This is a genomic window from Bilophila sp. T19-St14 (assembly GCF_059728385.1).
On record NZ_BAAGFT010000001.1, the window covers coordinates 1,720,704 to 1,747,700 of the forward strand.

A 26,997-nucleotide genomic window follows, 5' to 3' on the forward strand; every position below is an offset into this window, starting at 1 on the left:
CGGCTGCCCCCGCCGGGTATGGGTTCGGCGCGTCCGCCGACCGTTCCCGCCCCACAAAAGGTTTCCAGAGAAAACGCCGAGGAATATCGCATGGATGAAAAAACATTGCCGCATCTGCGCGTAGCTATTATCCATTACTGGCTTACGGGCATGCGCGGCGGGGAAAAGGTCGTCGAAGCCTTGTGCAGGATTTTTCCACAGGCGGATATCTATACGCATGTCGTCCGCCCCGAGGCGCTCTCCCCAACCATCACCTCCCACCCGATCCACACGACATTCATCCAAAAGCTTCCGGGAAGCGTGCGGCATTACCAGAAATACCTCCCCCTGATGCCGCTTGCGCTGGAACAGTTGGATCTGCGCGGCTATGATCTCGTCATCTCCAGCGAGTCCGGGCCCGCCAAAGGGGTCATCACGCGAGCCGACACGCCGCACATCTGCTATTGCCATTCCCCCATGCGCTATCTCTGGGATTTCTATCAAGACTATCTGGAATCCGCCGGAACGGTGACGCGCCTGCTCATGCGCCCGCTGTTCCATCGCCTGCGGCTGTGGGATTACGCCTCGGCGCAGCGCGTCGATCACGTTATCGCCAATTCGCACACCGTGGCGCGCCGGGTCAGGCGTTGGTGGGGGAAGGAAGCCGCCGTCATCCATCCCCCCGTCGACATCTCACGCTTCTCCAGCCCCCGCATGGCGGCGCTTCAGGATGTCCCCGGCAGCCCGGAGCCCGGCAGCTATTACCTCTGCCTCAGCGAGCTAGTGAGCTACAAGCGCGTGGATCTGGCGGTGGAGGCGTGTACCCGTACCGGGCGGCGTCTTGTCGTCGCGGGGGATGGCCCTGAACGGAAGCGTTTGGAAAGCATGGCCGGGCCGACCGTCAGTTTTGTGGGCCGCGTGGACAATGCGGCGCTCCCCGCCCTCTATGCGGGTTGCAAGGCTTTCCTGTTCCCCGGCGAAGAGGATTTCGGGATCACGCCCCTTGAGGCTATGGCAGCCGGACGCCCCGTTATCGCATACGGCAGGGGCGGGGTCTTGGACAGCATAACGGACGGAGAGACAGGGATCTTTTTTGAGCGGCAGACGGCTGAGGCATTGACCAAGGCACTCGACGCCTATGAAGCCTCCACGGAACAGGCGTGGGCGCGCGACAGGCTGAAAAGGCAGGCGGAGAGCTTCTCTGAGGAGATCTTTCGGAAGAAGATGACTGCTTTCATCGCGGACGTCCTTGAAAACAAGGTATGACAGCCCACGCCCCGCAGACTGCAACGCCGTAGTTTTCCAGCGCCCATGACCGTGTTACCTTTTCCCGGAGGCTGTGCCATAGAAAACGGCTGATGCTTTTTTCCTTGAAGTTCCAAAGGAATAACCAGCCAAAGGCCTTGGCTATGGATTCCGCCAAGGGGAACACCGGAGAGAGAGAGAGAGAGAGAGAGAGAGAGAGAGAAGAAAGAAAGAAAGAAAGGCTGTATTTTCACTGCGCTGTGGAGATGAAACAGCCGCATACGATGGCAGTGCCTTCCCCCAAAAAGCAGGGAAACATCCGCGGTTCGCTATCCCGGCGCTTTCAGCCGCCGTTGTAGGTAAACGGGGAATGCCCCCGGAGGCTGGCGCCCCTTGATGCATTTCCCCGCCCTCGGTTCCCATGCTTTTGGAAGGCTCTGTTATAGTTTGTGGTTGTTTCATCTCCACAGTGCGGTGAAAATACAGCCTTTTTATCCGGTTTTCCCCTTGGCGGGATCCACGGCTAAGGCATTTTTCCAGTTATCCCTTTGGAACTTCAAGGAAAAAAGCATCAACCATTTTTATAACACAGCCTTTTGGAAAGGCCCCGTCATGGTTCGCGATTGGCGCAATCATGCAACAGAATAACCATCAAGGTCTGATCCTAGGAGACAATTGGTCGCCGTAGCCCCAGAGCCCTTGAAACTTTCCCCTTGTTTTTCAGGATATCTTGGCGTTTTTGGCGAGGGCGAGAAAATGTTCTGCGCTGTAATCTTATGCTCCCTTCTGCCGATTGCCCCCATATATGAGCCATCCCCTTGATTTTTCATTTGGAATCCCAAGAAACGCAAGAGCAACCGTTTGTTCCGGCAGGGCCTTTTGAAACCGCCGATCCAGCGCGCGGCTTGACGTGAGCCGCCGCAGCTTCGTACAGCCTACCGCCCGCTATAATTCGTTTCAAGCCATTGGCGGTATTCCCCGCTCTGGATGCTCTCCACCCACGCGGCATTCTCAAGATACCAGCCCACTGTTTCCCGAAGCCCTTCCTCAAAACGGCGGCGCGGAACCCAGCCGATCTCCCGTTCGATCTTCGTGGCGTCAATGGCATAGCGCAAGTCGTGGCCCGGCCTGTCCGCCACAAAGGTTATCTGCTTTTCATAGGGGGCCGCTGTGGGGCGGAGTTCGTCAAGGATGCCGCAAATGCTCCGCACGACGTCGATATTGGCCCGCTCGGAGCGCCCGCCGATATTATAGCACTCTCCCGGCGTCCCTTTTTCCAATACCGCGGCGATGGCCTCGCAGTGGTCTTCCACATGCAGCCAGTCACGGATATTCTCCCCGGTGCCGTAAATGGGCAGCGGCTTTCCAGACAGCGCGTTCAGGATGACCAAGGGGATGAGCTTCTCAGGAAACTGGCGCGGGCCGTAATTGTTGGAACAATTCGTGATGAGCGTAGGCAGCCCATAGGTTTCGTGATAGGCCCTCACGAAATGATCGCTGGACGCCTTGGATGCCGAATAGGGGCTGTTCGGCGCATACGGGGTGGCCTCCGTGAAGGCGGGCTCGCCGGGGCGGAGCGTCCCGTACACCTCATCCGTGGAAACGTGCAGGAAACGGAAAGCGTTCCGCCTTTCTTCGGACAGCTCTTTCCACCATTCCAATACGCCGCGCAGGAGGGTGCAGGTTCCAAGGACATTGGTGCGGACGAAGGCATCCGGGTCATGGATGGAGCGATCCACATGGCTCTCGGCGGCAAAATTGATGACCGCATCGGGCTGGTAATGATGCAGCAACTGGCGGACGAGCAGCGCATCCCCGATATCGCCCCGGACGAAAATATGCTCGGCATCCCCATCAAGGGACGCCAAGTTGTCGATGTTGCCGGAATAGGTGAGCTTGTCGAGGTTGACGACCCGCTCCCCCGCAGTGCGCCGGGACAGCACATAGCAGGAACCGATAAACCCCGCGCCTCCGGTTACAAGAACTGTCTTCATTCGGATACCTTCCAGACAGATTTGGGAAATACATCAAATGCCCGCAGCGGCCTCATCGCCGGGGGGCGGAGGCATTTTCCCCCGATAATGCCCCGCATCCGGCCCTTGATTTCTTTACAGAAGGCCCTGTCATAGCACGTGGTTGTTTCATCTCTACAGCACGGTGAAAATACAGACTTTTCCCCAGTTTTCCCTTGGCGGACTTTATCGCTGAGACTTTTATTGGTTATTCCATTCAAACTTCAAGGAAAAAGGCATCAACCATTTTTCATGACACAGCCTTACAGAATACGGAACACTCCCCCAATACGAACCGCCTCCACCCCAAAGGATACAAGGCTGCGCGGACGGGGCATATCGGGGGAATATGCGTACGGCCCCGACGCAAAGGAGCGGGGCGGGGGCGCCCCTCAGCCCCGCCTAAAGCCTCCAGTAGGCCATGCCTTCGGCTTGCACGGCACTGGGCGAAAGACAGCCCTTCACATCCAGCAGAAGGGCCTTGTCGGGCACGGCAAACCGTGCGTGCAGGGCCGCCGGTTCCAAAACGCCGTTTTCGGCGTACGCCTTGTGCGGCACGGCCAGAATCAGCGCGTCCAAGCTGGCGAGCTCATCCAGCGCCGCAAAAGAGAGGCCATATTCATGGCGCACTTCCCCGGCATCGGCCAGCGGATCGTGCACCAGCACATCGACGCCGTATTCCTGCAATTCGCGGATCACGTCGATAACACGGGTGTTCCGCAAGTCCGGCACGTTTTCCTTGAACGTAAAGCCGAGGATGCCCACGCGGGCCGCGTTGACCAGCCGCCCCTGCCGGATCAGCAGTTTGACGCACGTTTCCGCCACATGCTTGCCCATGCCGTCGTTGATGCGCCGCCCGGCCAGAATGACCTGCGGATGGCAGCCGAGCTCCTCGGCCTTGAAGGTCAGGTAGTACGGGTCCACTCCGATGCAGTGCCCGCCGACCAGCCCCGGACGGAACGGCAGGAAGTTCCACTTGGTCCCGGCGGCTTCCAGCACATCCAGCGTATCAATGCCGAGCCGGTCAAAGATAATGGACAGCTCATTCATCAGCGCGATGTTCAGGTCGCGCTGCGTGTTTTCAATGACCTTGGCGGCTTCCGCAACCTTGATGCTGGGGGCACGGTGGATGCCCGCGCGCACGACCGTCCCGTACAGCTCCGCCAGCAGATCCAGCGTCGGCGCGTCGCTCCCGGAAACAATCTTCTTGATGGTTTCAAGGGTATGCACCTTGTCGCCGGGGTTGATCCGTTCCGGAGAATAGCCCACCGTGAAGTCGGCTCCACACCGCAGGCCGGATTCGGCCTCAAGGATCGGGACGCAGACCTCTTCAGTCACGCCCGGATAAACCGTGGACTCGTACACGACGACCGCGTCACGAGACAAATGCCGCCCCACAGTCCGGGAAGCCCCTTCCACCGGGGACAAGTCCGGGTTCCGGTGCTCGTCGATCGGCGTCGGAACCGCCACGATGATGACGCTCGCCTCGCGGAGCGCCGCCGGATCGCTGGTGAAACGAGCCGTGGAAGCTTGCAGCGCCGCCGAGTCCACTTCGCCTGTCCGATCAATGCCCGCGGAAAGCTCTTCCACGCGGGCGGCGTTCAAATCAAACCCGATCACGCTGAAATGCCGGGCAAAAGCGACGGCCAGCGGCAAGCCGACATACCCGAGGCCGACGACGGCCACCGAGTGCGCGCCCTGATGGAAAGACGCAATGGAAGGCAAAGAAACAGACATAGGCAGTCCCTACTATGTAAAAGGAAAGCGCAATACTCTGAAAATAAACAGGCTTAAGCTTTTTTCAGACGTTCAGGAGCAAAAGCGATGATGAGGGCCCTGGCAAGCACCTTGGTGGCGTCCAGCAGCGGAACGCCGTGCAGGTCGGGTTCCGTGAGCGCCAGCGGGATTTCCGTACAGCCGAGGATCACGGCGTCGGCCCCCTGCCCCACCAGCTTTTCCGCCTCGGCAAGCAACGCCGCGCGCGCTTCCGGCGTCACCGGATTCGACTGGGCCTTGATGCCGTATGCAGTATTGCTGATGGCCTGCTGGACACGCTCGCGGCCTTCCTCATCCGGGAACAAGGGGACGAATCCCGCAGCGGAAAGGGCATCCTGATAGAGCCCGGTCGCGTAGGTTCCCTTGGTGCTCAGGACGCCGATCGTCCGGGCATGGGGCAGGCTCTCACGGATGAAGGCAACCACAGCATCAATCATATGGACAAAGCGCACCTGCGGAGCCGCCTCATGCAGCATGGCGACGGCTACGTCCATGATCCGAGGGCTGTGCGCCGTATTGCAGGGCACGCCGATAACGGTGGCCCCGGCCTTCGCCATGCGCACCATGATTTCGCCGATGGCTTCACCGGGGTTTTCATCCGTCTCCCCAAGCAGGAAGCGCGTTCTGTCGATGATATGTTCAGAAAGGGAATACTGGATCACGGAAAGGTGTTCCTGATCGCAGCTCGCTTCGGTCTGATCAAAAATCTTGCGCATAAGGTCAAGGCCGGCATACGGCCCCACGCCGCCCAGAACACCTATGGCCCCGGTATCCGTTTTCATTGCGTTTGCCCTCCAAAAGCTCAGTCTTGCTGTGAGGCAGTTTAGCTGAGCTTGCATGAGGGGACAAGCTTTTTAGGGGGTGGGGAATGTGGGGGAAGGGAGGAGGAACCTTTCTGGAGAAAGGCTTCCTCCTCCCTTCCCCCACACCCCCATCCCTCCACCTCCAAAGACTTTCGGCCTTATCGAATCCCTATTCCCATCTTTCCCTGAGTAAAGGAAAAACTCCTTTGCTTGAGCGTATCCTTGAATAGTTTTGGCTCTGTCATAGTATGTGGTTGTTTCATCTCCACAGCACTGTGAACATACAGCCTTTTCCCCAGCTTTCCCCTTGGTGGAGTTCATGGTTGAGGCATTTTGTTGCTTATTCCCTTGCTACTTCAAGGAAAAAGGCATCAACCATTTTCTATGACACAGCCATACTTTTTATTTGGCTGCGGCATAGGTCACACCGTCATTTCACATATAACTATTTGAAATAATTTAGAATAATTTTTACAGATTAAAAATAATTAAATAGTTTCAATATATTATATAATTGACGACACGATCTAGGAAGCGCTTGATGCTTTATTTCTTGAAGTTCCAAAAAAATAACCAATAAAATGCCCCCAATCATAGAGCCCATCAATGGAAATCTAGAGAAATATCCTATATTTTCAATATATTGTAGATATAAAATAAGCAGATACTATGGCAGGCCTTTTATTTTGGCTGTGTTCTAGAAAATGGTTGATGCTTTTTTCCCTGAAGCTCCAAAGGGATAACCGGCAAAATGCCTTAGCCGTGGATCCCGCTAAGGGGAAAACCGGAGAAAAAGGCTGTATTTTTCACCATATTGCGGAGATAAAACAACCACAAACTATAACAGAGCCTTTATTTTTATATTAACTATTCAAAAGGGCTGCGTCATGGGAAACGGTTGATGCTTTTTCCTTGAAGTTCCAAGGGAATAAACAGCAAAATGTCTCAGCTATGAATTCTGCCAATGAAGAAACAGAATAAAAAGGCTGTATTTTCAGTGTACTGCGGAGATGAAATAGCCAGATACTATGACGGGGCCTTCCTCAATCAACTTTTACATCAGCTTTCGGGGAAAGGATGAAGGGTGCGGCAAAAGCGCGCTCTTGCAGGTAGGGAAAACAAGGAAAAAACTGAGGGGCGATAACGAAAGGCTGTGTTATAGAAAATGACTGGCGCTTTACTTCTTGAAGCTCCAAAAGAATAATCAATAAAATATCCCAAGCATGGAGCCTATCGACGGAAGATGGAGAAAAAATCTCTCTTTTCATCATACCGTGGCGATAAAGAACCACATGCTATGACGGAGACCAACGAAAAGGCTGTGTCATAGAAAATGGTTGATGCTTTTTTTCCTTGAAACTCCAAAGAGATACCGGAAAAATATCTTAGCCGTGGATCCCGCCAAGGGGAAAACGGGAAAAAAGGCTATACTTTTCACCGTACTGTGAAGATAAAACAGCCATATACGATAACAGAGCCAACGAAAAAGGCAGGAGCCAAATCCTGCCTTTCAGCTTTTCCGTTCCGTAGGAACGCCGTGCATCCGCAGGTAAGCCGCATAACACCGGGCGACGGGGGAATCCGGGTTCATCTCCTCAAGATGGGCGCCCAAGTGCCTGGGGCGGGGAGGGGCTGGGCGGACGCGAGTGGAAGGCTGTATGTCGGGCGCCTGATCCAACGGCCTGTCGCCCATGACGAGCCGCAGTTCGACCTTATCGAATACCGGGGCATCCATGAACGCATTGACCCGCTCAAGGATTTCCGGGGTCATGAACGACAGTTCCTGAAGCGCAAGGTTGTCCTCGCCGCCGACGATGAGGATGCCGTTCCGTGCGCCGAGAGGCCATGCCAGCGGCGCGATGTCCGGCCCCATGACCATTTCCCAGTTCTGCCACAGGCGAACCTGCATGAGCTTCTCGCCGCTTCCGAGCGCGGACAACACGGTACCCAGCCTCCCGCCAAGGGAAAACATGCCGTTCGTCCGTTTGTCCTTGTCCCGGCCCTGCGGGATGCGGTAGTCGTAGCTCATGGGGCCTCATTCGGGAATGTGCCGGGGGAAGCTCTTTCCCCCGGCTTTTTTCAACTTCAATGGCGGAAGGCCGGACTGCGGGACGTCTTCCCCGCCAAGCCGATGCCGCACGACAAGGTTGACGCGGAAGGCCGAGCTGCGAAGCGTATTCCCGTCACCGCCGGAAAACGGGCCGATGGAAAAGGAACGGCCTGACGCCATCCGCCCCGCCGTTTTTTCTCAGCGCTCTTCACCGACGATTTCAGTGCCTACGCCTTGATCGGTGAGGAGTTCGAGGAGCACGCAGTTTTCGACGCGCCCATCGACGATCATGACCTTCTCAACGCCCTGTTCGATGGCGTCGATGCAGCAGTTCAACTTGGGGATCATGCCGCCGGTCACGGTGCCGTTCTCGTACAGGCCCGCGGCGTCCTCAGCGCGGATGGACTGGATGAGCTTGCCTTCGGGATCGAGCACGCCGGCCACGTCCGTCAACATGAGCAGGCGACGGGCGCGCAGCGCACCCGCAACGGCCCCGGCCACGGCGTCGGCGTTGATGTTGTACGTATGCCCTTCGTCATCCACGCCCACGGGCGCGATGACCGGCACGAACCCATCCTTCATCAGCGAGAAGATCAGCGAAGTCTCCACGCGGGTCACACGGCCCACGTTGCCGAGATCGATGATTTCCGGCGGCTGGTTCTCGCGGGTGACGACCATCGCTTTTTTCTCGGCGTGCAGCAGCATGCCGTCCTTGCCGGACAAGCCCACGGCCCGCGCCCCGGCCCGGTTGATCTGGTTGACGATGTCCTTGTTCACCGAGCCGACCAGCACCATCTCCACAACGTTCATGGTGGCGTCGTCCGTCACGCGGAGGCCCTCGCGGAATTCCGAATGGATTTCCAGCTTCTCCAGCATATTCCCGATCTGGGGGCCGCCGCCGTGCACCACCACGGGATGGATGCCCACAAGCTTGAGCAGCGCGATGTTCCGGGCGAAGGCGGCCTTGAGCGCCTCATCCTTCATGGCATGCCCGCCGTATTTGATGACGACGGTTTCGCCGTGGAACTTGCGCAAATAGGGAAGGCTTTCGATAAGAACCTGAGATTGCAGTTTTGCGTCCATGTGACAGACTCCGCGTCTTACAAAATGAACCGGCTCAGTTCCGCATCGGCGCGCACGTCGGCAAGCTGGGCAACCACATGCTCACGGTCGATGACCAGCGTGCTGCCCCGCTTTTCCGAGGCGTCGAACGAAATGTCGGCAAGGATTTTTTCCATGATCGTGTGCAGCCGCCGAGCCCCGATGTTCTCGGTGCGGGAGTTCACGTCTTCCGCGAAGGCCGCGATTTCCCGCAGGCCGTCATCCGTAAATTCGATGCGCACGCCTTCGGTCTCAAGCATGGCCTCGTATTGGCGGGTAAGCGAATTGTGGGGCTCGGTCAGGATGCGGTAAAATTCTTCCTTCCCAAGGGGTTCCAGCTCCGCACGGAGCGGGAAACGGCCCTGCAGTTCGGGGAAAAGATCGGAAGGCTTGGACAAATGGAACGCACCCGCCGCGATGAACAGGATGTGATCCGTGTTCACAAGACCGTACTTGGTGTTCACGGCACTGCCTTCCACAATGGGGAGCAGGTCGCGCTGGACGCCTTCACGGGAAATGTCGGCGGAACGCTGCTGCGATCCGCTGGCGAGCTTGTCGATTTCGTCGATGAACACAATGCCCATCTGCTCCACGCGCTCACGGGCGAGATCGGTGATCTTGTCCTCGTCCACGAGCTTGGAGGACTCGTCTTCGATGAGATGGCGCCACGCCGCGCCGACCTTCATCTTCTTGCGGTGCGTCTTCTGGGGGAACAGCTTGCTGAACGCGCCCTTCATCTGATCGCCGAGCTGCTCCATGCCGGGCACGCCCAACATACCGATGGGCTGCGACTGTTCCTTCACCTCGAACTCGACCTCGCGGTCATCAAGGAACCCCTGACGGAAAAGCTCGCGCAGCTTCTCGCGGGTGTTCTCCCTGCCGTCGCCGGAGGGCAGAAGCAGATCGAGCAGGCGCTCCTCGGCAGCGGCTTCGGCGCGGCCCTTGACCTTTTCGGCCTCTTCGGCCCGCACAAGGTTGATGCCGATTTCCATAAGGTCGCGGATCATGGATTCCACGTCGCGGCCCACATAGCCGACTTCCGTATACTTGGTGGCCTCGACCTTGATGAACGGGGCCGAGCACAGCTTGGCGAGGCGGCGGGCGATTTCAGTCTTGCCCACACCCGTGGGGCCCATCATAATGATATTGCGGGGCGCCACCTCGTTGCGCAGTTCCGCCGCAAGGCGCTGGCGGCGCCAACGGTTCCGAACCGCTACGGCAACCATGCGCTTCGCCTGATTCTGCCCGATAATGTATTTGTCCAGTTCCGCGACGATTTCGCGGGGCGTCAAGTCACTCATGTGCGTTCCTCTTTAAAAAAGCCTTTGTCATAGGATATGGTTGTTTTATTTCCACAGCAGGGTGAAAATACAGACTTTTTCTCCAGTTTTCCGCCAGCGGCTCCATGATGGGGTCATTTTATTGGTTATTCCTTTGGAATCCCAAAAAAATAAATCATCAACCGCTTCCTATGACACAGCCTAAAAAATACCGCCCGAACCATCAGGAGGCCCACCCGTCCCCCAAACTTTTATAACAGGGCAACCGCATTGCAACCGTTTTAGGGGGATGAGGGTGGGGTTTGGGAAGGGGGAAGACCCCCTTTTCCCCAAAGGGCCCTTCCCCCTCCCCAAGGGCTTCGCCCTACGCCCCGAGATAGGCTTCCTGAATGCTTGGGTTGGCAAGGAGATGGGCGGCGGTGTCTTCCATGACGACGCGGCCAAGCTCCAGCACATACCCCCTGGTCGCCAGCTTGAGCGCGGCGCGGGCGTTCTGTTCCACAATAAGAATGGTCACGCCGGACTGGTTGATGGCGCGGATCGTCTCGAAGATGGATTTCACAAGCAGGGGGGCGAGGCCGAGCGAAGGCTCATCCAGCAACAGCAGCTTGGGCTGACCCATGAGCGCACGCCCGATGGCCAGCATCTGCTGTTCGCCGCCGGAAAGCGTCCCGGCAAGCTGATCCTTGCGCTCGTGCAGGCGGGGGAACAGATCAAAAATCCAGTCCAGCGTCTGTTCGGCCTTTTCCTTGTCCCCCACGGTGAACGCACCGAGGCGCAGGTTTTCGAGCACGGTGAGCACCCCGAACACCCGGCGGCCTTCGGGCGACTGCGTCAGCCCGCGCCGCACCACTTCATGGCTCGGCAGGGTGTGCAGATCCTCCCCCTGAAAACGAACCGCGCCGCCGGAAGCCCGCACAAGCCCGCTGATGGTCAGCAGGGTCGTGGTTTTTCCGGCGCCATTCGCACCAAGGATACTCACGATTTCGCCTTCGTCAACGCGCAGGCTCACGCCGTGCAGCACTTCTTCCGTGCCGTACCCGGCTTGCAGATTTTCGACTTCCAGAAACATCCGAACTCCCGGATCGTCCGTTTACAGACGGGAAAAACATATCCCCCCCGCCTCCATTACAAAAGTCTTAGGAGGATGAGGGGAGGGGTTCGGGGAGGGGGGAAGGAAGCCCTTCTTCAGAAGGGTTCCTTCCCCCCTCCCCGACTCGTATCAATCATCCTGCCCCAGATAGGCTTCAATGACCTTGGGGTCGCGGCGCACGACGTCGGGCGAACCGCTGGCGATAAGCGAACCGTACTCAAGCACAAGGAGCTTCTCGCACACCTTCATGACAAGGCCCATGTCGTGCTCGATGAGCAGCACCGTCACCCCGCGCTGGCGGATGGCGTAGATAAGCTCAATCAACACAGCCGTTTCGGGGTCGTTCATGCTCCCGGCGGGCTCGTCAAGAATGATGAGCTTGGGATCGGAGGCGAGCGCGCGGGCGATTTCAAGCAGGCGCTGGTTGCCGTAGGACAGGCTCCCGGCCTCTTCAGCATAGCTGTCGGCAAGGCCGACGAACTCCAGTTCGTTCATGGCCCGCTCAAGGGCGGCCCGTTCCTCACGGCGCTGCGCCGGAGTGTGGAACATGGAGCCGATGATCCCGCTGTGCATCCGGCAGTGGCGGCCCGCAAGGACGTTTTCCACCAGCGGCAGCGTGGGGAACAGGCGGATGGACTGGAACGTCCGGGCAATGCCGAGGCTCACGATGGTGTGCGGCTTCATGCCCTTGATGGACTGCCCGGCAAAACGGATGTCGCCGCCGTCCGGGACGTAATTCCCCGTGATCAGGTTGAACACCGTCGTCTTGCCCGCGCCGTTGGGCCCGATGAGCCCCACGATGCTGCCCTGTTCCACGTCAAAAGAGACTTCGTTCACGGCGGTCAGCCCGCCGAAAATCTTGGTCACTGTCTGCAAAGAGAGAAGGCTCATGCCGCGCCCTCCTTCCGGGCCGTCCGGGGAGCGACCGGCGAGCTGAAATCACGCGTGCGCCGCAACAGCCGTCGCACATCGTACCGACGCGGCGAAGGCGGCAGAAGCCCCTGCGGGCGCACCACCATCATGATCATCATGGCAAGGCCGAAGACCAGCATACGGGCGCTGGCGAAGTCGCGGAACATTTCCGGCAGGGCCACGATGAGGAAGGTGCCGAGCAGCACGCCGATCTGGCTGCCGCCGGAGAGGATGACCACGGCAAAGACCACCACCGATTCCCAGAAAGTAAAGGAACTCGGTGAAATGATGGTCATCTTGGCGGCAAAGAGGTTCCCCGCCATGCCCGCCCAGAACGCGCCGATGACGAAGGCCATGAGCTTCAGGTTCGCCACGTCCATGCCGCAGCCCTCGGCGGCGGTGTCGTCTTCCTTGATGCAGTTCAGCGCGCGGCCGAAACGCGACTCGGAAAGCCAATGGAACAGCAGCACGGTGACGCCGACCATAATCCATATGAGATAATAGAACTGGATGGCCTTGCGGATCTTGATGCCGAAGATTTCCGGGCGCGCGATGCCGAAGATGCCGTTCGCGCCGCCGGTCAGCCCGAACACGTCGTTGATCAGGGCGATGCGGACGATTTCCACGATGCCGATGGTCACGATGAGCAGGTAGTCGCCGCGCAGGTGGATGATGGGCCGGGCCACGACCAGCGCGAACAGCGCCGCCGCCGCGCCCGCCACGGGGATGAGCAGCAGGATGGGGATCTGGTAGTGCGTGTTCAGGATGGCGGTCACATACGCGCCCACGGCATAGAACGCCGCGTGTCCCATATGGAAGATCCCCGCCTGGCCGAGGATGACGTTCAGGGAGAGCGCCAGCAGCGCGTACAGCCCCACGTTGACGGCCACTTCAGTCCAATAGGTGTTCATGCCGAGCGGCAGCACCGCCACAAGGACGGCGACCAGCACGGGGTAATAGCGTTTGAACAGGCTCATAACTTGTCGGCCACCCTTTCACCGAGGAGGCCGGTGGGCCTGATGATGAGGATGAGGATGAGCACGAGGAAGGCAATGGCGTCCTTCCATGCCATGGCGAGGTACGACGCGCCGAGCGCCTCGATCACGCCGAGCAGCAGCCCGCCGATCATGGCTCCGGGGATGTTCCCGATGCCGCCGAGGATGGCCGCCGTGAACGCCTTGAGGCCGTAAGACCAGCCCATCGTAAAGTCGATCTGCCCGTAGTACGTGCCCACCATGACCCCGGCGACGCCGCCGAGCCCCGCGCCGATGAAAAACACCAGCGAGATCACGCGATCCACGTTGATGCCCATGAGCCGGGCCGCGCCCTGATCGATGGCGACGGCGCGGATGGCCGTCCCCATGCGGGTGCGGTTGATGAAGGCGTACAGGGCCAGCATCAGCACCAGCGAGCTGACGATGACGATGACGCGCATCACGGGCACGTTCAGCCCGAAGATATTGAACGTCAGCGTGGGAATGAGGTTTTCCGGGTAGACGTAGACGCGCGCGCCGTAGATGAGCATGACCGCGTTCTGGAAGACGATGGACGCGCCAAGGGCGGACACCACGGCGGCAAGGCGGTTTGCCTTGCGCAGCGGGCGGTAGGCCACCCGCTCCAGCGCGACGCCGAGCAGGGCCACCAGCCCGAACACGATGAGCACCACAAGCCCCACCGCCAGCACGGGCGTCATGCTCCCGGCGAGGCCGCCGGACACAAGCAGAGTCATTCCAAGATACGCCCCGATGGTGAAAATGTCGCCGTGCGCGAAGTTGATCAGCTTCAGCACGCCATACACCATCGTATAGCCGAGCGCGACGAGGGCATAAATGCCGCCCACGGCAAGGCCATTGATGAGCTGCTGTAAAAATTCGTTCATATCATCAGGGGGTTTGATAAAGGATTGAGGCGGGCGGGAAAGGGGGTTCCCTGCACCGGGGCTTCATGGACCCGGCCCGCCGTGCCGGAGGCCCCGGACACGGAAGCACGGCGACCGGAAAACCCCGTCACCGTACCCGAAAAAAGAAGCCGAAACTTCTGGAGGCTCCCGGAAAGCGTCCTTCCGGGAGCCGGAAACCTTACTTCTGGAGCACGAACCCGCCGTTGCCGTCCACTTCGTAGACCTTGTAAAGGTCGCCGATGCGGTCGCCCTTTTCGTTGAAGCCGAGCTTGCCGGTCAGGCCGGGGTATTCCTTGAGATCCTTCTTGAGGTACTTGGCCACGGCTTCCGGATCGGCATCCGTCCCGGCCTGAAGCGCCGCGACGATGACCTTGAAGGCGTCGCCGGCCAGCACCGACCACACGGAACTCGGCAGGCTGTTGTACTGCGCCTTGTAGCGGGAGAAGAAATCCTTGGCTTCGGGGGTGTCGAAGTCGTGGGCGGACGGCGGGCTGATGAAGAAATAGCCCTTGGCTGCATCCTTGCCCGCGATCTTCACGAGGTCGGTGTTGTTGGCGGCGTCGCCGCCCATCATGGGCACATCCCAGTGCATTTCCTTCTTCTGGCGGAGCAGCATGCCCGCTTCGGGGTAATAGCCGGTGAAGAAGATGAGGTCGGGATCGGCGGCCTTCAGCTTGGTGAGGATGGCGGTATAGTCGCGTTCGCTCGGAGTCAGGGCATCGTAGAACACCACGGGCACGCCCGCACCCTTGAGGCCCTTCTGCGCTTCTTCGGCGAGGCCCTTCGCATAGGAGGAGTTGTCGTGCAGGATGGCGACCTTCTTGAAGCCCTTGGCGGCAATGACCTTGCTGGCCACGCGGCCCTGTTCGTCATCGCGGGGGCAGGTGCGGAAGAAAAGGGGAAGGCCCTTTTCCGTCAGGCGCACGCTGGTGGAACCCGTGGCGATCTGCATGATTTCGGCTTCGTCGATGATGTTCTGGGAAGCCTCGGTCACGGCGGAGCCGTACGTCCCGATGACCGCCATCACCCCGGCGGAGGCCAGCTTCTGGGCGGCGAGGGAGGCCGTGCGCGGATCGCCCGCGTCGTCTTCCACGACCAGCTCGATCTGCTTGCCGTTGACGCCGCCCGCCTTGTTCACTTCCGAAACGAGCAGGCTCACGATCTGCTGCATGTCCTGCCCTTCGCTGGCCCACTTGCCGGTAAGCGGGCACATCAGGCCGATGCGGACAGCGTCCGCGGCAAAGGAGGGACCGGCCGCCAGCATGAGCGTGGCGGCGACAAGCATCAGTTTTTTCACAAGTTTGTTCATGCTTTCCCCTGAGAAATGGAACGTTTTTCGGATGGGACGACGGGGCGGGACGGCCGGGGCCCTGCTTTTCCGAAAGAAACAGACGGCATCCCGCATGGTGCCAAGCGTCTACCGTACAACAAAATAAGGGAAAACGGAACCCGCCCCGGACGCGTCATCCCCCCCGTTTTTCGCGGGATCGCCGCGCCGGGCGGGGCAAAAAGGAACAGGCCGGGCCGACGCGCCGCCGGAAGGCGGCGTGGGAGTACAAAAATTCGTCCCTTGATTTGTAGAAAATGAGACTATATGTTCAGTGCAATGTACGATTTTCCCTTAGAGGTGCCCTGTGCTGATCCGTTGCCCCGAATGCCGGTTTGAACGCCAGATAGACGAAAACGCCATTCCCGCCAATGCGGCGGTGGCGACCTGCCCGCATTGCAAATGCCGCTTCCGTTTCCGTAACCCGGACGGGACGCCCGTCATCGACGAGACGCCCGCAGCCGCCCCGCAAACGGCCCCCGCCGGACGCCCCCTGCCCCCGGACGTGGAGGGCGACGATCCCCTGCCGCCCGGAGCGATGGTTCCCCGTATTCCGGGCGACCATGACGTCTCCTCACCGGCTCCCGAAGCCCCCGAAACCGAACCCGAAAAGGGCCAGCCGGAACCCCCGCAAAACGCCGCGGAGAACCGTTCCGACTTCTGGAACAACTTCCAGAAGAAACGCGACGGGGAAAACAAGGGCAAGGGCGGCATCGCAGCCGCCATGCATGCCGACGGCACCGACGTCCCGTGGGAGGATAAACGCTGCAACCCCTTCATGGCCCTTTACCAGACCATCCTGCGGGTGATGTTCAACGCGCCCCGCTTCTTCGCCGCCCTGCCCGCCAGCAACGGCAAGCTGACCCGCCCGCTCGTGTTCTACCTCATCCTCGGCCTGTTCCAGACCCTCGTCGAGCGCATGTGGTACCTCATGAGCATCCAGGCCAGCGGGCCTTCCATCACCGATCCCAAATTGCAGGAAGTCCTCGGCGACATGGCCCAGAGCATGAGCCTGCCCCTGACCATCCTCCTGACGCCGGGCATCCTCGCCATCCAGCTCTGCTTCTTCGCGTCGGTCTTCTACCTCATGCTGCGGCTCGTGCAGCCGGAAAACGTCCAGTTCCGCACGGTGTTCCGGGTCATCGCCTACAGCGCCGCGCCCACCGTGGTCTGCATCGTCCCGCTGGTCGGCCCGCTCGTGGGCAGCATCTGGTTCGGCGTCTGCTGCTTCATCGGCTGCAAGTACTCCATGCGCCTGCCGTGGTCGCGCACCGGGCTGGCCCTCGGCCCGCTCTACCTCATCGCGTTCGCCATCGGCATGCAGCTTATCCGGCAGTTCCTGAGCATGAGCGCCTAAAAAACCGTTTGGGGGAAGGGAGGGCGTTTCCGAAGAAAGGGGAGGAGCCCCGCGCTTTCCCCTCCCCTCTGCCGACATAAGCAGCGCCGCCCAACGGGTGCAGCGCCTTTTCCCTTCCCAAGCCTGTCGGCCTAACGCCCTCCCCCATCCTCCCCCTTCCCGCCCTTTCCCAAAGCGGCCACACCCTGCCCCGATGCCCCGAAACGCGCCCTTCCGGGAATATCCCGCATTGCCGCGGGAAAAACCTTCTCGCGTCAAACAATCGCGGCTTTTGGACAGAATACCCCGCATTGCCGCGGGGAAAATGCCAGCGCGTTTCGTCCCTGCATAACACCGCCGCTCACGCCTCTTTTTCCTTCTTCAAACCGTTCCGGGCCTTGAACAACGGCAGGCCGCCCTCCGAAGGCTTGCGGGCGGGCGTTTTCTCCCTTTTCTCAAGGGGGATAGCCTTTTCTTCCGCTTTTCGGCATAACAGGTTCCCCCGGACGCAAACGCCGCCCCCAAAACGGCGCCTGACGCCCATAACGCCCCTCGGAAGGAGACAGGGGAAGCGTTCCTCCCCGCCATTGCCATGAAAAGAAAAACGAAAGCCCGGATCGCGAGATTCACCCGCCAAGTGCCGATCCTGCGCGAAACGCAGGCCCTGCGCAATGAAAGCGTGCTCCGCCTTATCGTGCAGGCGGCTTTCGTCGGCGGCTGCACCGGAGGCGTCATCGGCGTATTCCGCTGGCTCTATGATCACGGCAATGCGTGGATCGCCGCCACGCTCAGGCACGGCGCGGACGATCCCGCCACCGCGCTGATCGTTTTCGGCACGCTCATCCTGCTGGCGCTCATCGTGGGCCAGATGGTCAGGAAGGAGCCCCTCATCAGCGGCAGCGGCATCCCCCAGACGGAACTGGCGCTGGCCGGGCTGCTTCCCTATCCGGGATTCCGCATCGTGGCCGCCAAGTTCGTCGGAACCCTGCTGTCCCTGTCCGGCGGCCTCTCCGTGGGCCGCGAAGGGCCAAGCATCCAGATGGGCGCGGCTGTGGGCTGCGGATTCGGGCGGATCTTCCAAAAGCTCGCCGGAGAAGATCCGGGCCATGCCCCGCGTTTCCTCATCGCGGGCAGCGTCGCCGGCCTTGCCGCCGCCTTCGGCGCGCCGTTCGCGGGCATGCTGTTCGCCTTTGAGGAAGTCAAAACCATCGTGACCGTGCCGCTCCTGCTGTTCACCGGCGTGGCCTCGTTTTCCGCATGGTTTGTCGTCACTATCCTGTTCGGCTTCGGGCTGGTCTTCCCCTTCGCCTCCATCCCCTCCCTGAACTGGGGGCAGATCTGGATCCCCGCACTGCTCGGCGTGGGGACGGGGCTGTTCAGCGCCCTTTACAATGCCGCCCTGATCCGCGTGACGGAACTCCATGACCGCCAGAAGCTGATCCCGGCCCCCCTCAAGCCGCTCCTGCCCTTCCTGCTCAGCGGCGTCCTGCTGTACGCCTATCCGCAGGTGCTCGTGGGCATCGGCTATTCCACAGCCGATCTCGGCGGCCTCACGCCCAACGGCCCGCTCCTGCTCGGCCCGGTGGCGCTCCTCCTGTGCGTCAAAATCATCTTCTCCATCCTGAGCTTCGCCTCCGGCGTGCCCGGCGGCCTGCTCATGCCCATGCTCGCCATCGGCAGCATGGTCGGAGCCGTGGGCGGAACCCTGCTCATCGGAAACGGCTTTTCAGCCGAACCGCAGCTTCCCGCCTATCTCGTGCTCGGCATGGCGGGCCTGTTCTCAGGCACGGTACGCGCGCCGCTCACCGGCACGGCGCTGGTCGCGGAAATGTCCGGCGCGTTCCAGTGCCTGCCCGAAATGGCCATCGCCGCCTTCATCTCCACGGTCGTCGCCAACAGGGCCGGCTCGCCCCCGGTGTACGACTCCCTGAAACGCCGTATCCTCGTGAACCGAAACGCCTCGTCCAATATCAATTAACATATTGAAATAATATATTTTTTAAAAAAAGGCTTGCATTATTCCAAACAAATACGCTAAGCAATGCCTTTCCCTGAATTCCAAACAGTACGGAGCATGCTGACATGACCCGCAAAGACCGCACCGAAGGCATCTACAACCGCCGCGAAGTGCTCGACGAGAGCGAACGCCGCCAGTATTGCCTGATCCAGCTCAAGGATCTGCTCTCCTACGCCTACAGATATTCTGAGGACGTCAAAAAACGCTTTGACCGCGCCCAGTTCAATGTGGAGAAATTCAAGACCCTTTCCGACATCAAGCACATCCCGCTGCTGAAGAAGAAAGAGCTCATCTTCCTCCAGTCCATCGGCCCCCGTCTCGGCGGCCTGCTGACCAAGGACATCGGCGAACTGAAGCGCATCTTCCTTTCGCCCGGCCCCATCTTCGACCCGGAAGACCGCATGGACGACTACTGGGGATACACCGAAGCCTTTTATTCCGTGGGCTTCCGTCCCGGCGACGTGGTTCAGGTGACCTTCAACTACCACCTGTCCCCGGCGGGGCTGATGTTTGAAGAGCCCCTGCGCAACCTCGGCTGCGCCTCCATCCCGGCGGGCCCGACCGATCCCGGCACCCAGCTCGACATCATGCAGAAGCTGCGCGTATCCGGCTACGTGGGCACGGCGAGCTACCTGATGCACCTCGCCCAGAAAGCCGAGGAAAAGGGCATCAACCTGCGTAAGGATCTCTTTCAGGAAGTGGCTTTCGTCACCGGCGAACGCCTCTCCGAAAAGATGCGCAACCAGCTCGAAAAGAAGTTCGACATCATCCTGCGCCAAGGTTACGGCACGGCAGATGTGGGCTGTATCGGCTACGAGTGCTTCCACAAGACCGGCCTGCACATCTCGAACCGCTGCTACGTGGAAATCTGCCATCCCGACACCGGCATCCCGCTGAAGGACGGCGAAGTGGGCGAAATCGTCGTGACCTCGTTCAACAAGACGTACCCGCTCATCCGCCTCGCCACGGGCGACCTCTCCTACATCGACCGCGCCCCCTGCGCCTGCGGGCGTACCAGCCCGCGCCTCGGCAGCATCGTGGGCCGCGTGGACACCACCGCCCGCATCAAGGGCATGTTCGTCTACCCCCATCAGGTGGAGCAGGTCATGGCCCGCTTCGAGGACATCAAGCGTTGGCAGATCGAGGTCATCAACCCCGGCGGCATCGACGAGATGATCCTTTATGTGGAAGCCAGCAACTTCCATCAGGAAGACGAGCTGCTGCACCTCTTCCGCGAGCGCATCAAGCTGCGCCCGGAACTCAAGGTGCTTGCCCCCGGCACGCTGCCCCCGCAGATCAAGCCCATCGAAGACAAGCGCGAATGGGATTAGTTGCCGTAGCGTGTTGAATGTGGGGGAGGGGAGAGGGAAACTTTCTGGAGAAAGTTTCCCTCTCCCCTCCCCCACGCCCCCACCCCTCTCCCTTCCAAGACTTTCGCCTTTATCGAATCCCTCATCCCGGCTGGTCTTGCTTTGCAGGAATGGGCTCTTCCGTTTGAGCATTGTTTGTTTTGTACCTTGCTCTGCCCGGCGCTATGGACGCTGTGCGGATTTAACAGGCTGAAAACACTTCACGGCTGAAAGCATTTCACGGAGGAACCATGTTCCCCCCTGGATGCCCTATCTGGGAACATCCCAAATGGCGAACACGAGATGAATACGAAGATTCCGTCACAGTGAGCAATTGATGTTTTATTTTTGAAAGGCTCTGTTATAACGGTTGATTCATCTCCACAGCGCGATGGACATACAGCCTTTTTCTCCAGTTTTCCCCTTGGCGGGATACATAGCCAAGGCATTTTGTCGGTTACTCCTTTGGAACTTCAAAGAAAAAAGCATGGCCTTGTCATAGCATATGGTTGTTTCATCTCCACAGCATAGTGAAAAATAAAGGCTTTTTCTCCAGTTTTCCTGTTAGTGGACTCCATGCTTGGGATATTTTATTGGTTATTCCTTTGGAATTTCAAAAAATCAGGCATCAACCATTTTCTATAATACAGCCTTAAAAACAATCTTTTCGTGAATTAAAAACAGTTAAATAGTTTCAATAGATTATATTAAATTGACGACACGGCCCAGGACACAACCTTTTGAGGTCTCAAATGGATAGGCTGGGTTATAGAAAATGATTGATGCTTTTTTCCTTGAAGCTCCAAAGGGATAACCAGCAAAATGCCTTAGCCGTGTATCCCGCCAAGGGGAAAACCGGAGAAAGAGGTTGTAGTTTCACCTCACTGTGGAGATGAAACAACCACAAATTATAACAGAGCCAATGGATAACGAGGAAAACACTTCAATCATGAAATCAGCCCACGGAAAGGCTGAGGAAAAAGGTTGTATTGTCACTATGCGATGACGATAAAGCAATTCCCCCTACGACAGAGCCATACAGAAAGACAGTGGCCCTGTTGCGGAAACGTGGAAAAACGCCTCTACAATTCCTCATAAGGCCATTTTTCCTCTAAAAATGGAACTCCCAGAAAAGATGTGACGATTTTTTTTTGGTTTTATTTCTTCATTCTGTACGGAATAATAATTCTTTTTTTCACAATAAAAACAGATTTTAACTCTATATCCTGTTAGTTTTTTTAAAATACTTGTCATTACAACAGAACAAACCCGTTGGGCACCAGTAGCCGCACTCTTTTCAATATATTAATTTTAATAATAAAATCAATATATTAAGTAATAATATCAATTAATACATACTTTCACAAACAAATAAAAAAATATATTTCCCCAGCGCAGGGATTTTTCCACGCATTGGACAAAAAAAAGCGTCATTTTATGACGATAGCGAAAAAGGGGAATTGAAATACGAACTCAGATAGGGCATAGTCTCAAAACAGTGCGGCACACGACCGCTGTTCTTCCACAGCGCCTATTCCGCCGTCCTCGCAAACGGTATGTACCGGACGGGCCGCACCAAAATATGTCGCTAGCACAGCGAGATCCCGGAGAAGAAACCATGAGCAAAACCGTCACCAAAGCAGATATCGCCAAGTCGATTTGCGCCCAGTCCGACATGAAACAGCAACACGCCAAGAAGGTGCTGGACGCCATGCTCGGAATCATGAAGAAAGCCCTCAAAGAGGAGAAGGAAATGCTGCTGAGCGGTTTCGGCAAGTTTGAAGCCTTCACCAAGAAGAACCGCAAGGGCCGCAACCCCCAGACCGGCGAAGAAATCACCCTTGACGCCCACGATGTGCTTGCCTTCCGCATCTCGCGCAAGTTCAAGGCCGCTATGAACTCCGAACAGTAATTTCAGGGCGTCATAAAGCTCTTTGGAGGGGGGCGGGAGGAACTGTCTAAAGAAAGTTTCTCCCGCCTCCTCCAAACTGCCACCGCGCTCTTCAAAGGTTTTCGACGTTATCGAATCCCTCTTGAAAGCCATTCCGCAGACTAAAGAAACAGCCTGAACGAACCCCGTTCAGGCTGTTTTTCTTAGGCTCTGTTATAGTTTGTGGTTGTTTCATCTCCACAGTGCGATGAAAATACAGCCTTTTTCTCCGGTTTTCCCCTTGGCGGGATCCACGGCCAAGGCATTTTGCCGATTATCCCTTTGGAACTTCAAGGAAAAAAGCATCAACCATTTTCTATAACACAGCCTTTTCTTACCAAGAGCGAACCAAAAAGGGAACGAACTCCCTTCGCGCGGCCTCCCCACCAGTCAAAAGTCTTTGGAGGGGAAAGGGAGGGGTTTGGGGAGGGGAAGGGGCCCCTTTCTGAAAAAAGGGGCCCCTTCCCCTCCCCAATCAACCTCTAAGCCAACGCCACATCAAGGCACATCATCACCACAAACCCAATGATGACGCCGAGACTGGCCGCATCCCCGTGCCCGGAAGCATGGGATTCGGGGATCACTTCTTCGACGACCACAAAAATCATGGCCCCAGCAGCAAAAGCCAGCGCAAAGGGCAGAATGGGCTGGGCAATACCCACGACCAGCGCCCCGAAAACAGCGGCTATAGGTTCGACGATGCCGGAAAACTGCCCAAAGAAGAAGGCGCGATTTTTGGAAAAGCCCTCCCGAAGCAGAGGCACGGATACGGCCACGCCCTCAGGTATGTTTTGCAGCCCCATGCCGAACATCAAGGTCATAGCCCCGGCTATACTGGCTTCGGGAGCGCCGGAGGCCGCCGCCCCAAACGCTACGCCCACGGCGAGCCCTTCTGGAATATTGTGCAAGGTAATGGCAAACACGAGCAAGGCGCTGCGGGGCAGCTTTGAAGGCGGGCCGTCAGGGACGTTTTCCGTAGGATGGATGTGCGGCAGGATGAAGTCGACCAGACGCAATACCCCCGCCCCGGCAAGAAAACCCAGCGCCACGGGAATACAGGCCAATCGGCCGAGATGGGAACTCATCTCCAGAGCGGGGGCGAGCAGCGACCAGTAGGAGGCCGCGACCATCACACCCGCCGCGAAACCGAGCATCACATCAAGCGTCCGGCGGGAAAACGATTTCGCGGTGTAGACCATGCCCGCTCCGAATGCGGTAAACGCCCATGTACAGCACCCCGCAAGCAGAGCCATCCCCACCGGTGAACTCAAAAAATCCGTCATAAATACCGCCTCCGACAATTACGAAAGGCTGTGTTGTAGAAAATGGTTGATGCTTTTTTCCTTCAAGCTCCAAAGGGATAACCGACAAAATGCCTTATCCGTAGCTCCCGCCAAGGGGAAAACTGGATAAAAAGGCTGTATTTTCACCGCACTGTGGAGATGAAATAACCACAAACTATAACAGAGCCTTACGAAAACACCCTGTGTCCAACCCCAAACCGCTTATCCCCATGCGCATAGAGGGAACTGCAGCCCTCTATGGCGTCTTATGCCCCTGTGTCACTTATCCCCGCGCGCGTAGAGGGAACACCAGCCCGTCCCGGTGGCCCAACCCAGAACGCTCATCCCCGCGTACGTAGGAGGAACTCCAGCATGCACAATACGGTGGGGTGGACTCGCGTTTATCCCTGCGCGCAGAAGGAACCACTGACTATGATTCCCGCCATTTTAGTTATGCGCTTATCCCAGCGCGTACAGAGGGAACACTCCACCCTCTTCCACACTTGAAATTCCTCCCAGAAAAACCATAAAGCCGAAGAAAACACCAGAGTTTTAGAGCCCGTCCGAAAAGGCTCCGTCATAGCATGTGGCTGTTTCACCTCCGCAACGCGGTGAAAAATACAGCCTTTTATCCAGTTTTCCCCTTGGCGGAATCCAAGGCTAAGGCATTTTGCGGGTTATTCCTTTGCAACTTCAAGGAAAAAAGCATCAGCCGCTTCCTGTAACACAGCCCAAAAAATAAGCGTTCTCCTCCTTCATATCAGGGAAAAACGCCAACAGGGATTCAATAAAGTCAAAAGTCTTGGGAGGGAGAGAGGAGGGGGCTTGGGGGAGGGGAGAGGGAACCTTTCTCCAGAAAGGTTCCCTCTCCCCTCCCCCAATTTTCCCTATCCCCTACAGATTTTCAATAACCTTGTCGCCCATAGCGGCGGTGGAAAGCTGCACCTTCCCGGCTTCCATGATGTCGCCGGTACGGAAACCGTCGCTGAGCACCTTGTGCACGGCACTTTCAATGGCGGCGGCTTCGGCGTCCATGTCGAAGGCAAGGCGGAGCATCATCGCGGCGGACAGGATCGTCGCCAGCGGATTGGCCTTGCCCTGCCCGGCGATGTCGGGCGCTGAGCCGTGGATGGGCTCGAACAGGCCGGGGTTGCCCGTGCCGAGGGAAGCGGAAGGCAGCATCCCGATGGAACCGGTGATGACGGAGGCCTCGTCGGAGAGGATGTCACCGAAGAGGTTGCCGGTCACGATGACGTCGAACTGCGAAGGATCGCGCACCAACTGCATGGCGGCATTGTCCACATAGAGATGGGTCAGCTCCACGTCGGGGAACTCCTTGCCCACTTCGATCATCACTTCGCGCCACACGCGGGACACGGCAAGCACGTTGGCCTTGTCCACGGAGCACACCTTCTTACGGCGCTTCCGGGCCGTGGAGAAGGCCACCCGGCCGATGCGGGCGATTTCCTCTTCATTGTAAATCATGGTGTTGAAGCCGGTGCGCAGGCCGTCGCGCACTTCGGTCCCGGCGGGCTGGCCGAAATAGATGCCGCCCGTCAGTTCGCGCACGACGATGAGATCAAGGCCCTTGGCGGAGATGTCGGGACGCAGCAGGCACGCGCCGGCAAGTTCGGGGAACAGGGTCGCGGGACGCAGGTTGGCGAACAGGCCGAGGGCCTTGCGGATACCGAGCAGGCCGCGTTCGGGACGGATGGCGGGATCGATGGTATCCCACTTGGGGCCGCCCACCGCGCCGAGGAACACCGCATCGGCGGCTTTGCAGGCCTCCACGGTGGCGTCGGGCAGCGGCACGCCCACGGCGTCGATGGCGGCGCCGCCGAGCAGGGCTTCCGTCATGGTGAACGAATGACCGAATTTCTTTTCCACGGCGCGAAGCACTTTCACGGCTTCGGCAACAATCTCAGGGCCAATGCCGTCACCCGGCAACAGGCAGATCGTCTTCTGCATTCTTCAATCCTTGCGGTCTAGTAAAAGGGTTGTATGAACGAATGTCAGGCAAGCTGACAGTTCGGGCAAAAAACGGTGGCCCGCCCCGCGATGCGGCAGCTTTCCAGAGGAACCCCGCACTCAACGCAGGCCTCGCCGGAACGCCCGTAGACACGGAAGGCGTTCTGAAAAGCCCCGGCGTCGCCCCGCGCCGTACGGTAATCCCGGATGGAGCTGCCGCACGCGTCAATGGATTCGAGCAGGACTTCCCGCAAGGCCGCGTGAAGCCGCTTCAGGCGGTCGGCGGACACGTTCTGTGCATCGGGCCGGATGCCCGCGCGGAACAGGCTTTCGTCCGCGTAAATATTCCCGCACCCCGCCAGCACGGTCTGATCAAGGAGCAGGGCCTTGATCTTGCCCCGCCGCCCGGCAAAACGGGCTGCGAAGGCATCGGCGTCCATCTCCAACGGCTCCGGGCCAAGGCTGTTCCAGAAAGGCCAGCACGCAACCGCAGCGGGCGAAAGCACCCGCACGTAGCCAAACTTTCGTGCGTCATCGAAAAAAAGACGCGAGCCGTCGTCGAGATCGAAAAGGAGCCGGGTATGTTTTTCCGGGGGCGTACCCGCAGGATACACGAACAGGCGGCCCGTCATTTTAAGGTGGAAGCCAAGCCCGGTGATGCGTTCATTCCCGCAGGCAAGGCACCGGGCCAGCGAACCGGACGGACACGCCCCGTCTACAGGAGGCAGCGGTTCCGAACCGAATGCAAGGGGCAGCAGCAACAGCTTGCCGCGACGCCCCGGACGACCGATGACGCCGCCCACGACCTTGCCGAGCGGAATCGTCCCCTCAAAGGTGGAAGGGTTGAGCAGCTCGCAAGCCACAATGCGCCGCCCCTCGACTTGCGGAGCGAGGGTGCGGGCGATGGTTTCGACTTCGGGCAATTCAGGCATGGGATCTCCGAGGGCTGGGACAGGCCGCATCCGCTTGTTTGCCGCCGAAAGAGCTTTTTAGGAAAATTCCGGGGACACACGGCCCTGCCGGAGGCAAGCCCTAGTCGGCTTTCTGGAAAGCGTTCATCAAAATGGCCTCATCCTCAGGACGGGCCACAATATCCAGTTCGGCGTATCCGCCGTGGCAATGAAACGCGCCGTCGCGCAACTCCACATAACCGGCCCCCAGCACCCGCCCATAGGGGAGCTGTTCGCGCATGTCGCCGTGATCCACGCGGCTGGGGAACACGAAGCTGACCGGCTGGCCCGCAAAATCTTCCATGATGAGATATTTCATACCGCTGTCCTTTTCCTCGGAACGTAGCGCCTTTTCCCGCAAAAATCCAGATGATTGCCGCCCCGCTTCTCCGGCGTCGGGCACATAAAATCCTTGACAGGGACAGGGAATTTTAATTATCAGGAATTGTTCCTAAGAAAAATACGGGCGGCAGAGCCGCTTCATGGAGGTCCATTATGGCAGTTACAGCGGAACAGGTTCTCAAGGCCATGCAGGATGCGGGCAAGCCCGTCCGTCCCGGCGATGTCGCCAAAGCCCTTGACGTCGATTCCAAAGAAGTGTCCAAGGCCATCGACGAACTGAAAAAGTCGGGCAAGATCATGTCCCCGAAGCGCTGCTACTACGCTCCGGTCGAATAGCCCTTCCC

23 protein-coding genes are annotated in these 26,997 nt (G+C 58.6%); 6 read left to right on the top strand and 17 right to left on the bottom strand.

Translation table 11 applies throughout. The annotated features are described in order from the left end of the window. Positions 1-90 precede the first annotated feature (90 nt). Positions 91-1,245, top strand: coding sequence for a glycosyltransferase (locus tag AC6I1V_RS07425; RefSeq protein WP_486854162.1), 1,155 nt, complete (start codon positions 91-93; stop codon positions 1,243-1,245). Between the two features lie 914 nt (positions 1,246-2,159). Here the strand turns inward: AC6I1V_RS07425 and rfbB are convergent. The 13 genes from rfbB to AC6I1V_RS07490 all read right to left on the bottom strand — a co-directional run bounded on the left by rfbB (position 2,160) and on the right by AC6I1V_RS07490 (position 15,460). Beyond that, a complete protein-coding gene (gene rfbB, locus AC6I1V_RS07430) occupies positions 2,160-3,218 on the bottom strand; it encodes a dTDP-glucose 4,6-dehydratase (RefSeq protein ID WP_486854164.1) in 1,059 nt (352 codons plus the stop codon). A 420-nt stretch (positions 3,219-3,638) separates the two neighbouring features. After that, positions 3,639-4,973: a nucleotide sugar dehydrogenase gene (locus AC6I1V_RS07435; protein WP_486854165.1), complete on the bottom strand. Its 1,335-nt coding sequence runs from the start codon at positions 4,971-4,973 to the stop codon at positions 3,639-3,641. 53 nt (positions 4,974-5,026) lie between these two features. Beyond that, positions 5,027-5,794 carry an aspartate/glutamate racemase family protein gene (locus AC6I1V_RS07440; RefSeq protein ID WP_302553038.1) on the bottom strand — a complete coding sequence of 256 codons (768 nt, stop codon included), beginning with the start codon at positions 5,792-5,794 and terminating at the stop codon, positions 5,027-5,029. A gap of 1,064 nt (positions 5,795-6,858) precedes the next feature. Continuing rightward, on the bottom strand, positions 6,859-7,107 hold the full coding sequence (locus tag AC6I1V_RS07445) for a hypothetical protein (protein ID WP_486854515.1): 249 nt from the start codon (positions 7,105-7,107) through the stop codon (positions 6,859-6,861). Between the two features lie 218 nt (positions 7,108-7,325). Beyond that, positions 7,326-7,844, bottom strand: a complete 519-nt coding sequence (locus tag AC6I1V_RS07450) for a DciA family protein (protein WP_302552109.1) — start codon at positions 7,842-7,844, stop codon at positions 7,326-7,328. A 6-nt stretch (positions 7,845-7,850) separates the two neighbouring features. After that, positions 7,851-8,045, bottom strand: coding sequence for a hypothetical protein (locus tag AC6I1V_RS07455; protein ID WP_308771870.1), 195 nt, complete (start codon positions 8,043-8,045; stop codon positions 7,851-7,853). An 18-nt stretch (positions 8,046-8,063) separates the two neighbouring features. Then, entirely contained in the window at positions 8,064-8,948 is an 885-nt protein-coding gene (gene argB / locus AC6I1V_RS07460; protein WP_308771871.1) for an acetylglutamate kinase, read from the bottom strand. Positions 8,949-8,965: 17 nt separating this feature from the next. Next, positions 8,966-10,267, bottom strand: a complete 1,302-nt coding sequence (gene hslU, locus AC6I1V_RS07465; protein WP_302552107.1) for an ATP-dependent protease ATPase subunit HslU — start codon at positions 10,265-10,267, stop codon at positions 8,966-8,968. Between the two features lie 343 nt (positions 10,268-10,610). Continuing rightward, positions 10,611-11,318: an ABC transporter ATP-binding protein gene (locus AC6I1V_RS07470; protein ID WP_009733394.1), complete on the bottom strand. Its 708-nt coding sequence runs from the start codon at positions 11,316-11,318 to the stop codon at positions 10,611-10,613. Between the two features lie 150 nt (positions 11,319-11,468). Continuing rightward, positions 11,469-12,230, bottom strand: a complete 762-nt coding sequence (locus tag AC6I1V_RS07475; RefSeq protein ID WP_009733393.1) for an ABC transporter ATP-binding protein — start codon at positions 12,228-12,230, stop codon at positions 11,469-11,471. Further along, positions 12,227-13,228, bottom strand: coding sequence for a branched-chain amino acid ABC transporter permease (locus AC6I1V_RS07480; protein WP_279140699.1), 1,002 nt, complete (start codon positions 13,226-13,228; stop codon positions 12,227-12,229). Before AC6I1V_RS07480 ends, AC6I1V_RS07475 begins: the two co-directional genes overlap by 4 nt. Continuing rightward, a complete protein-coding gene (locus AC6I1V_RS07485; RefSeq protein ID WP_302552106.1) occupies positions 13,225-14,130 on the bottom strand; it encodes a branched-chain amino acid ABC transporter permease in 906 nt (301 codons plus the stop codon). Before AC6I1V_RS07485 ends, AC6I1V_RS07480 begins: the two co-directional genes overlap by 4 nt. Positions 14,131-14,329: 199 nt before the next feature. Continuing rightward, positions 14,330-15,460 carry a branched-chain amino acid ABC transporter substrate-binding protein gene (locus AC6I1V_RS07490; RefSeq protein WP_302552105.1) on the bottom strand — a complete coding sequence of 377 codons (1,131 nt, stop codon included), beginning with the start codon at positions 15,458-15,460 and terminating at the stop codon, positions 14,330-14,332. A gap of 325 nt (positions 15,461-15,785) precedes the next feature. Here AC6I1V_RS07490 and AC6I1V_RS07495 point away from each other — a divergent pair, with 325 nt between their 5' ends. From AC6I1V_RS07495 to AC6I1V_RS07510, 4 genes are all read left to right on the top strand, one after another. Next, the gene (locus AC6I1V_RS07495; RefSeq protein ID WP_486854514.1) at positions 15,786-16,835 is read left to right on the top strand and encodes a YIP1 family protein; all 1,050 of its coding nucleotides are present in this window, start codon (positions 15,786-15,788) and stop codon (positions 16,833-16,835) included. A 571-nt stretch (positions 16,836-17,406) separates the two neighbouring features. Next, entirely contained in the window at positions 17,407-18,792 is a 1,386-nt protein-coding gene (locus tag AC6I1V_RS07500) for a chloride channel protein (protein ID WP_302552103.1), read from the top strand. A 104-nt stretch (positions 18,793-18,896) separates the two neighbouring features. Further along, positions 18,897-20,162, top strand: coding sequence for a phenylacetate--CoA ligase family protein (locus AC6I1V_RS07505; protein WP_005024941.1), 1,266 nt, complete (start codon positions 18,897-18,899; stop codon positions 20,160-20,162). A gap of 1,636 nt (positions 20,163-21,798) precedes the next feature. Further along, positions 21,799-22,092 carry an integration host factor subunit alpha gene (locus AC6I1V_RS07510; RefSeq protein WP_302552102.1) on the top strand — a complete coding sequence of 98 codons (294 nt, stop codon included), beginning with the start codon at positions 21,799-21,801 and terminating at the stop codon, positions 22,090-22,092. A 500-nt stretch (positions 22,093-22,592) separates the two neighbouring features. Here the strand turns inward: AC6I1V_RS07510 and AC6I1V_RS07515 are convergent, their stop codons facing one another. The 4 genes from AC6I1V_RS07515 to AC6I1V_RS07530 all read right to left on the bottom strand — a co-directional run bounded on the left by AC6I1V_RS07515 (position 22,593) and on the right by AC6I1V_RS07530 (position 26,630). Beyond that, positions 22,593-23,393, bottom strand: coding sequence for a ZIP family metal transporter (locus AC6I1V_RS07515; RefSeq protein WP_302552101.1), 801 nt, complete (start codon positions 23,391-23,393; stop codon positions 22,593-22,595). Positions 23,394-24,287: 894 nt separating this feature from the next. Continuing rightward, positions 24,288-25,361: a 3-isopropylmalate dehydrogenase gene (gene leuB / locus AC6I1V_RS07520; RefSeq protein WP_302552099.1), complete on the bottom strand. Its 1,074-nt coding sequence runs from the start codon at positions 25,359-25,361 to the stop codon at positions 24,288-24,290. Between the two features lie 44 nt (positions 25,362-25,405). Next, positions 25,406-26,293 (bottom strand): bifunctional DNA-formamidopyrimidine glycosylase/DNA-(apurinic or apyrimidinic site) lyase, encoded by an 888-nt coding sequence (gene mutM / locus AC6I1V_RS07525; protein WP_486854958.1) that lies wholly within the window; start codon positions 26,291-26,293, stop codon positions 25,406-25,408. Positions 26,294-26,393: 100 nt separating this feature from the next. Next, the gene (locus AC6I1V_RS07530; protein ID WP_302552097.1) at positions 26,394-26,630 is read right to left on the bottom strand and encodes a hypothetical protein; all 237 of its coding nucleotides are present in this window, start codon (positions 26,628-26,630) and stop codon (positions 26,394-26,396) included. A 176-nt stretch (positions 26,631-26,806) separates the two neighbouring features. Between AC6I1V_RS07530 and AC6I1V_RS07535 the strand changes: the two genes are divergently transcribed. After that, positions 26,807-26,989, top strand: coding sequence for a DUF8462 domain-containing protein (locus AC6I1V_RS07535; RefSeq protein ID WP_486854959.1), 183 nt, complete (start codon positions 26,807-26,809; stop codon positions 26,987-26,989). Positions 26,990-26,997 lie beyond the last annotated feature (8 nt).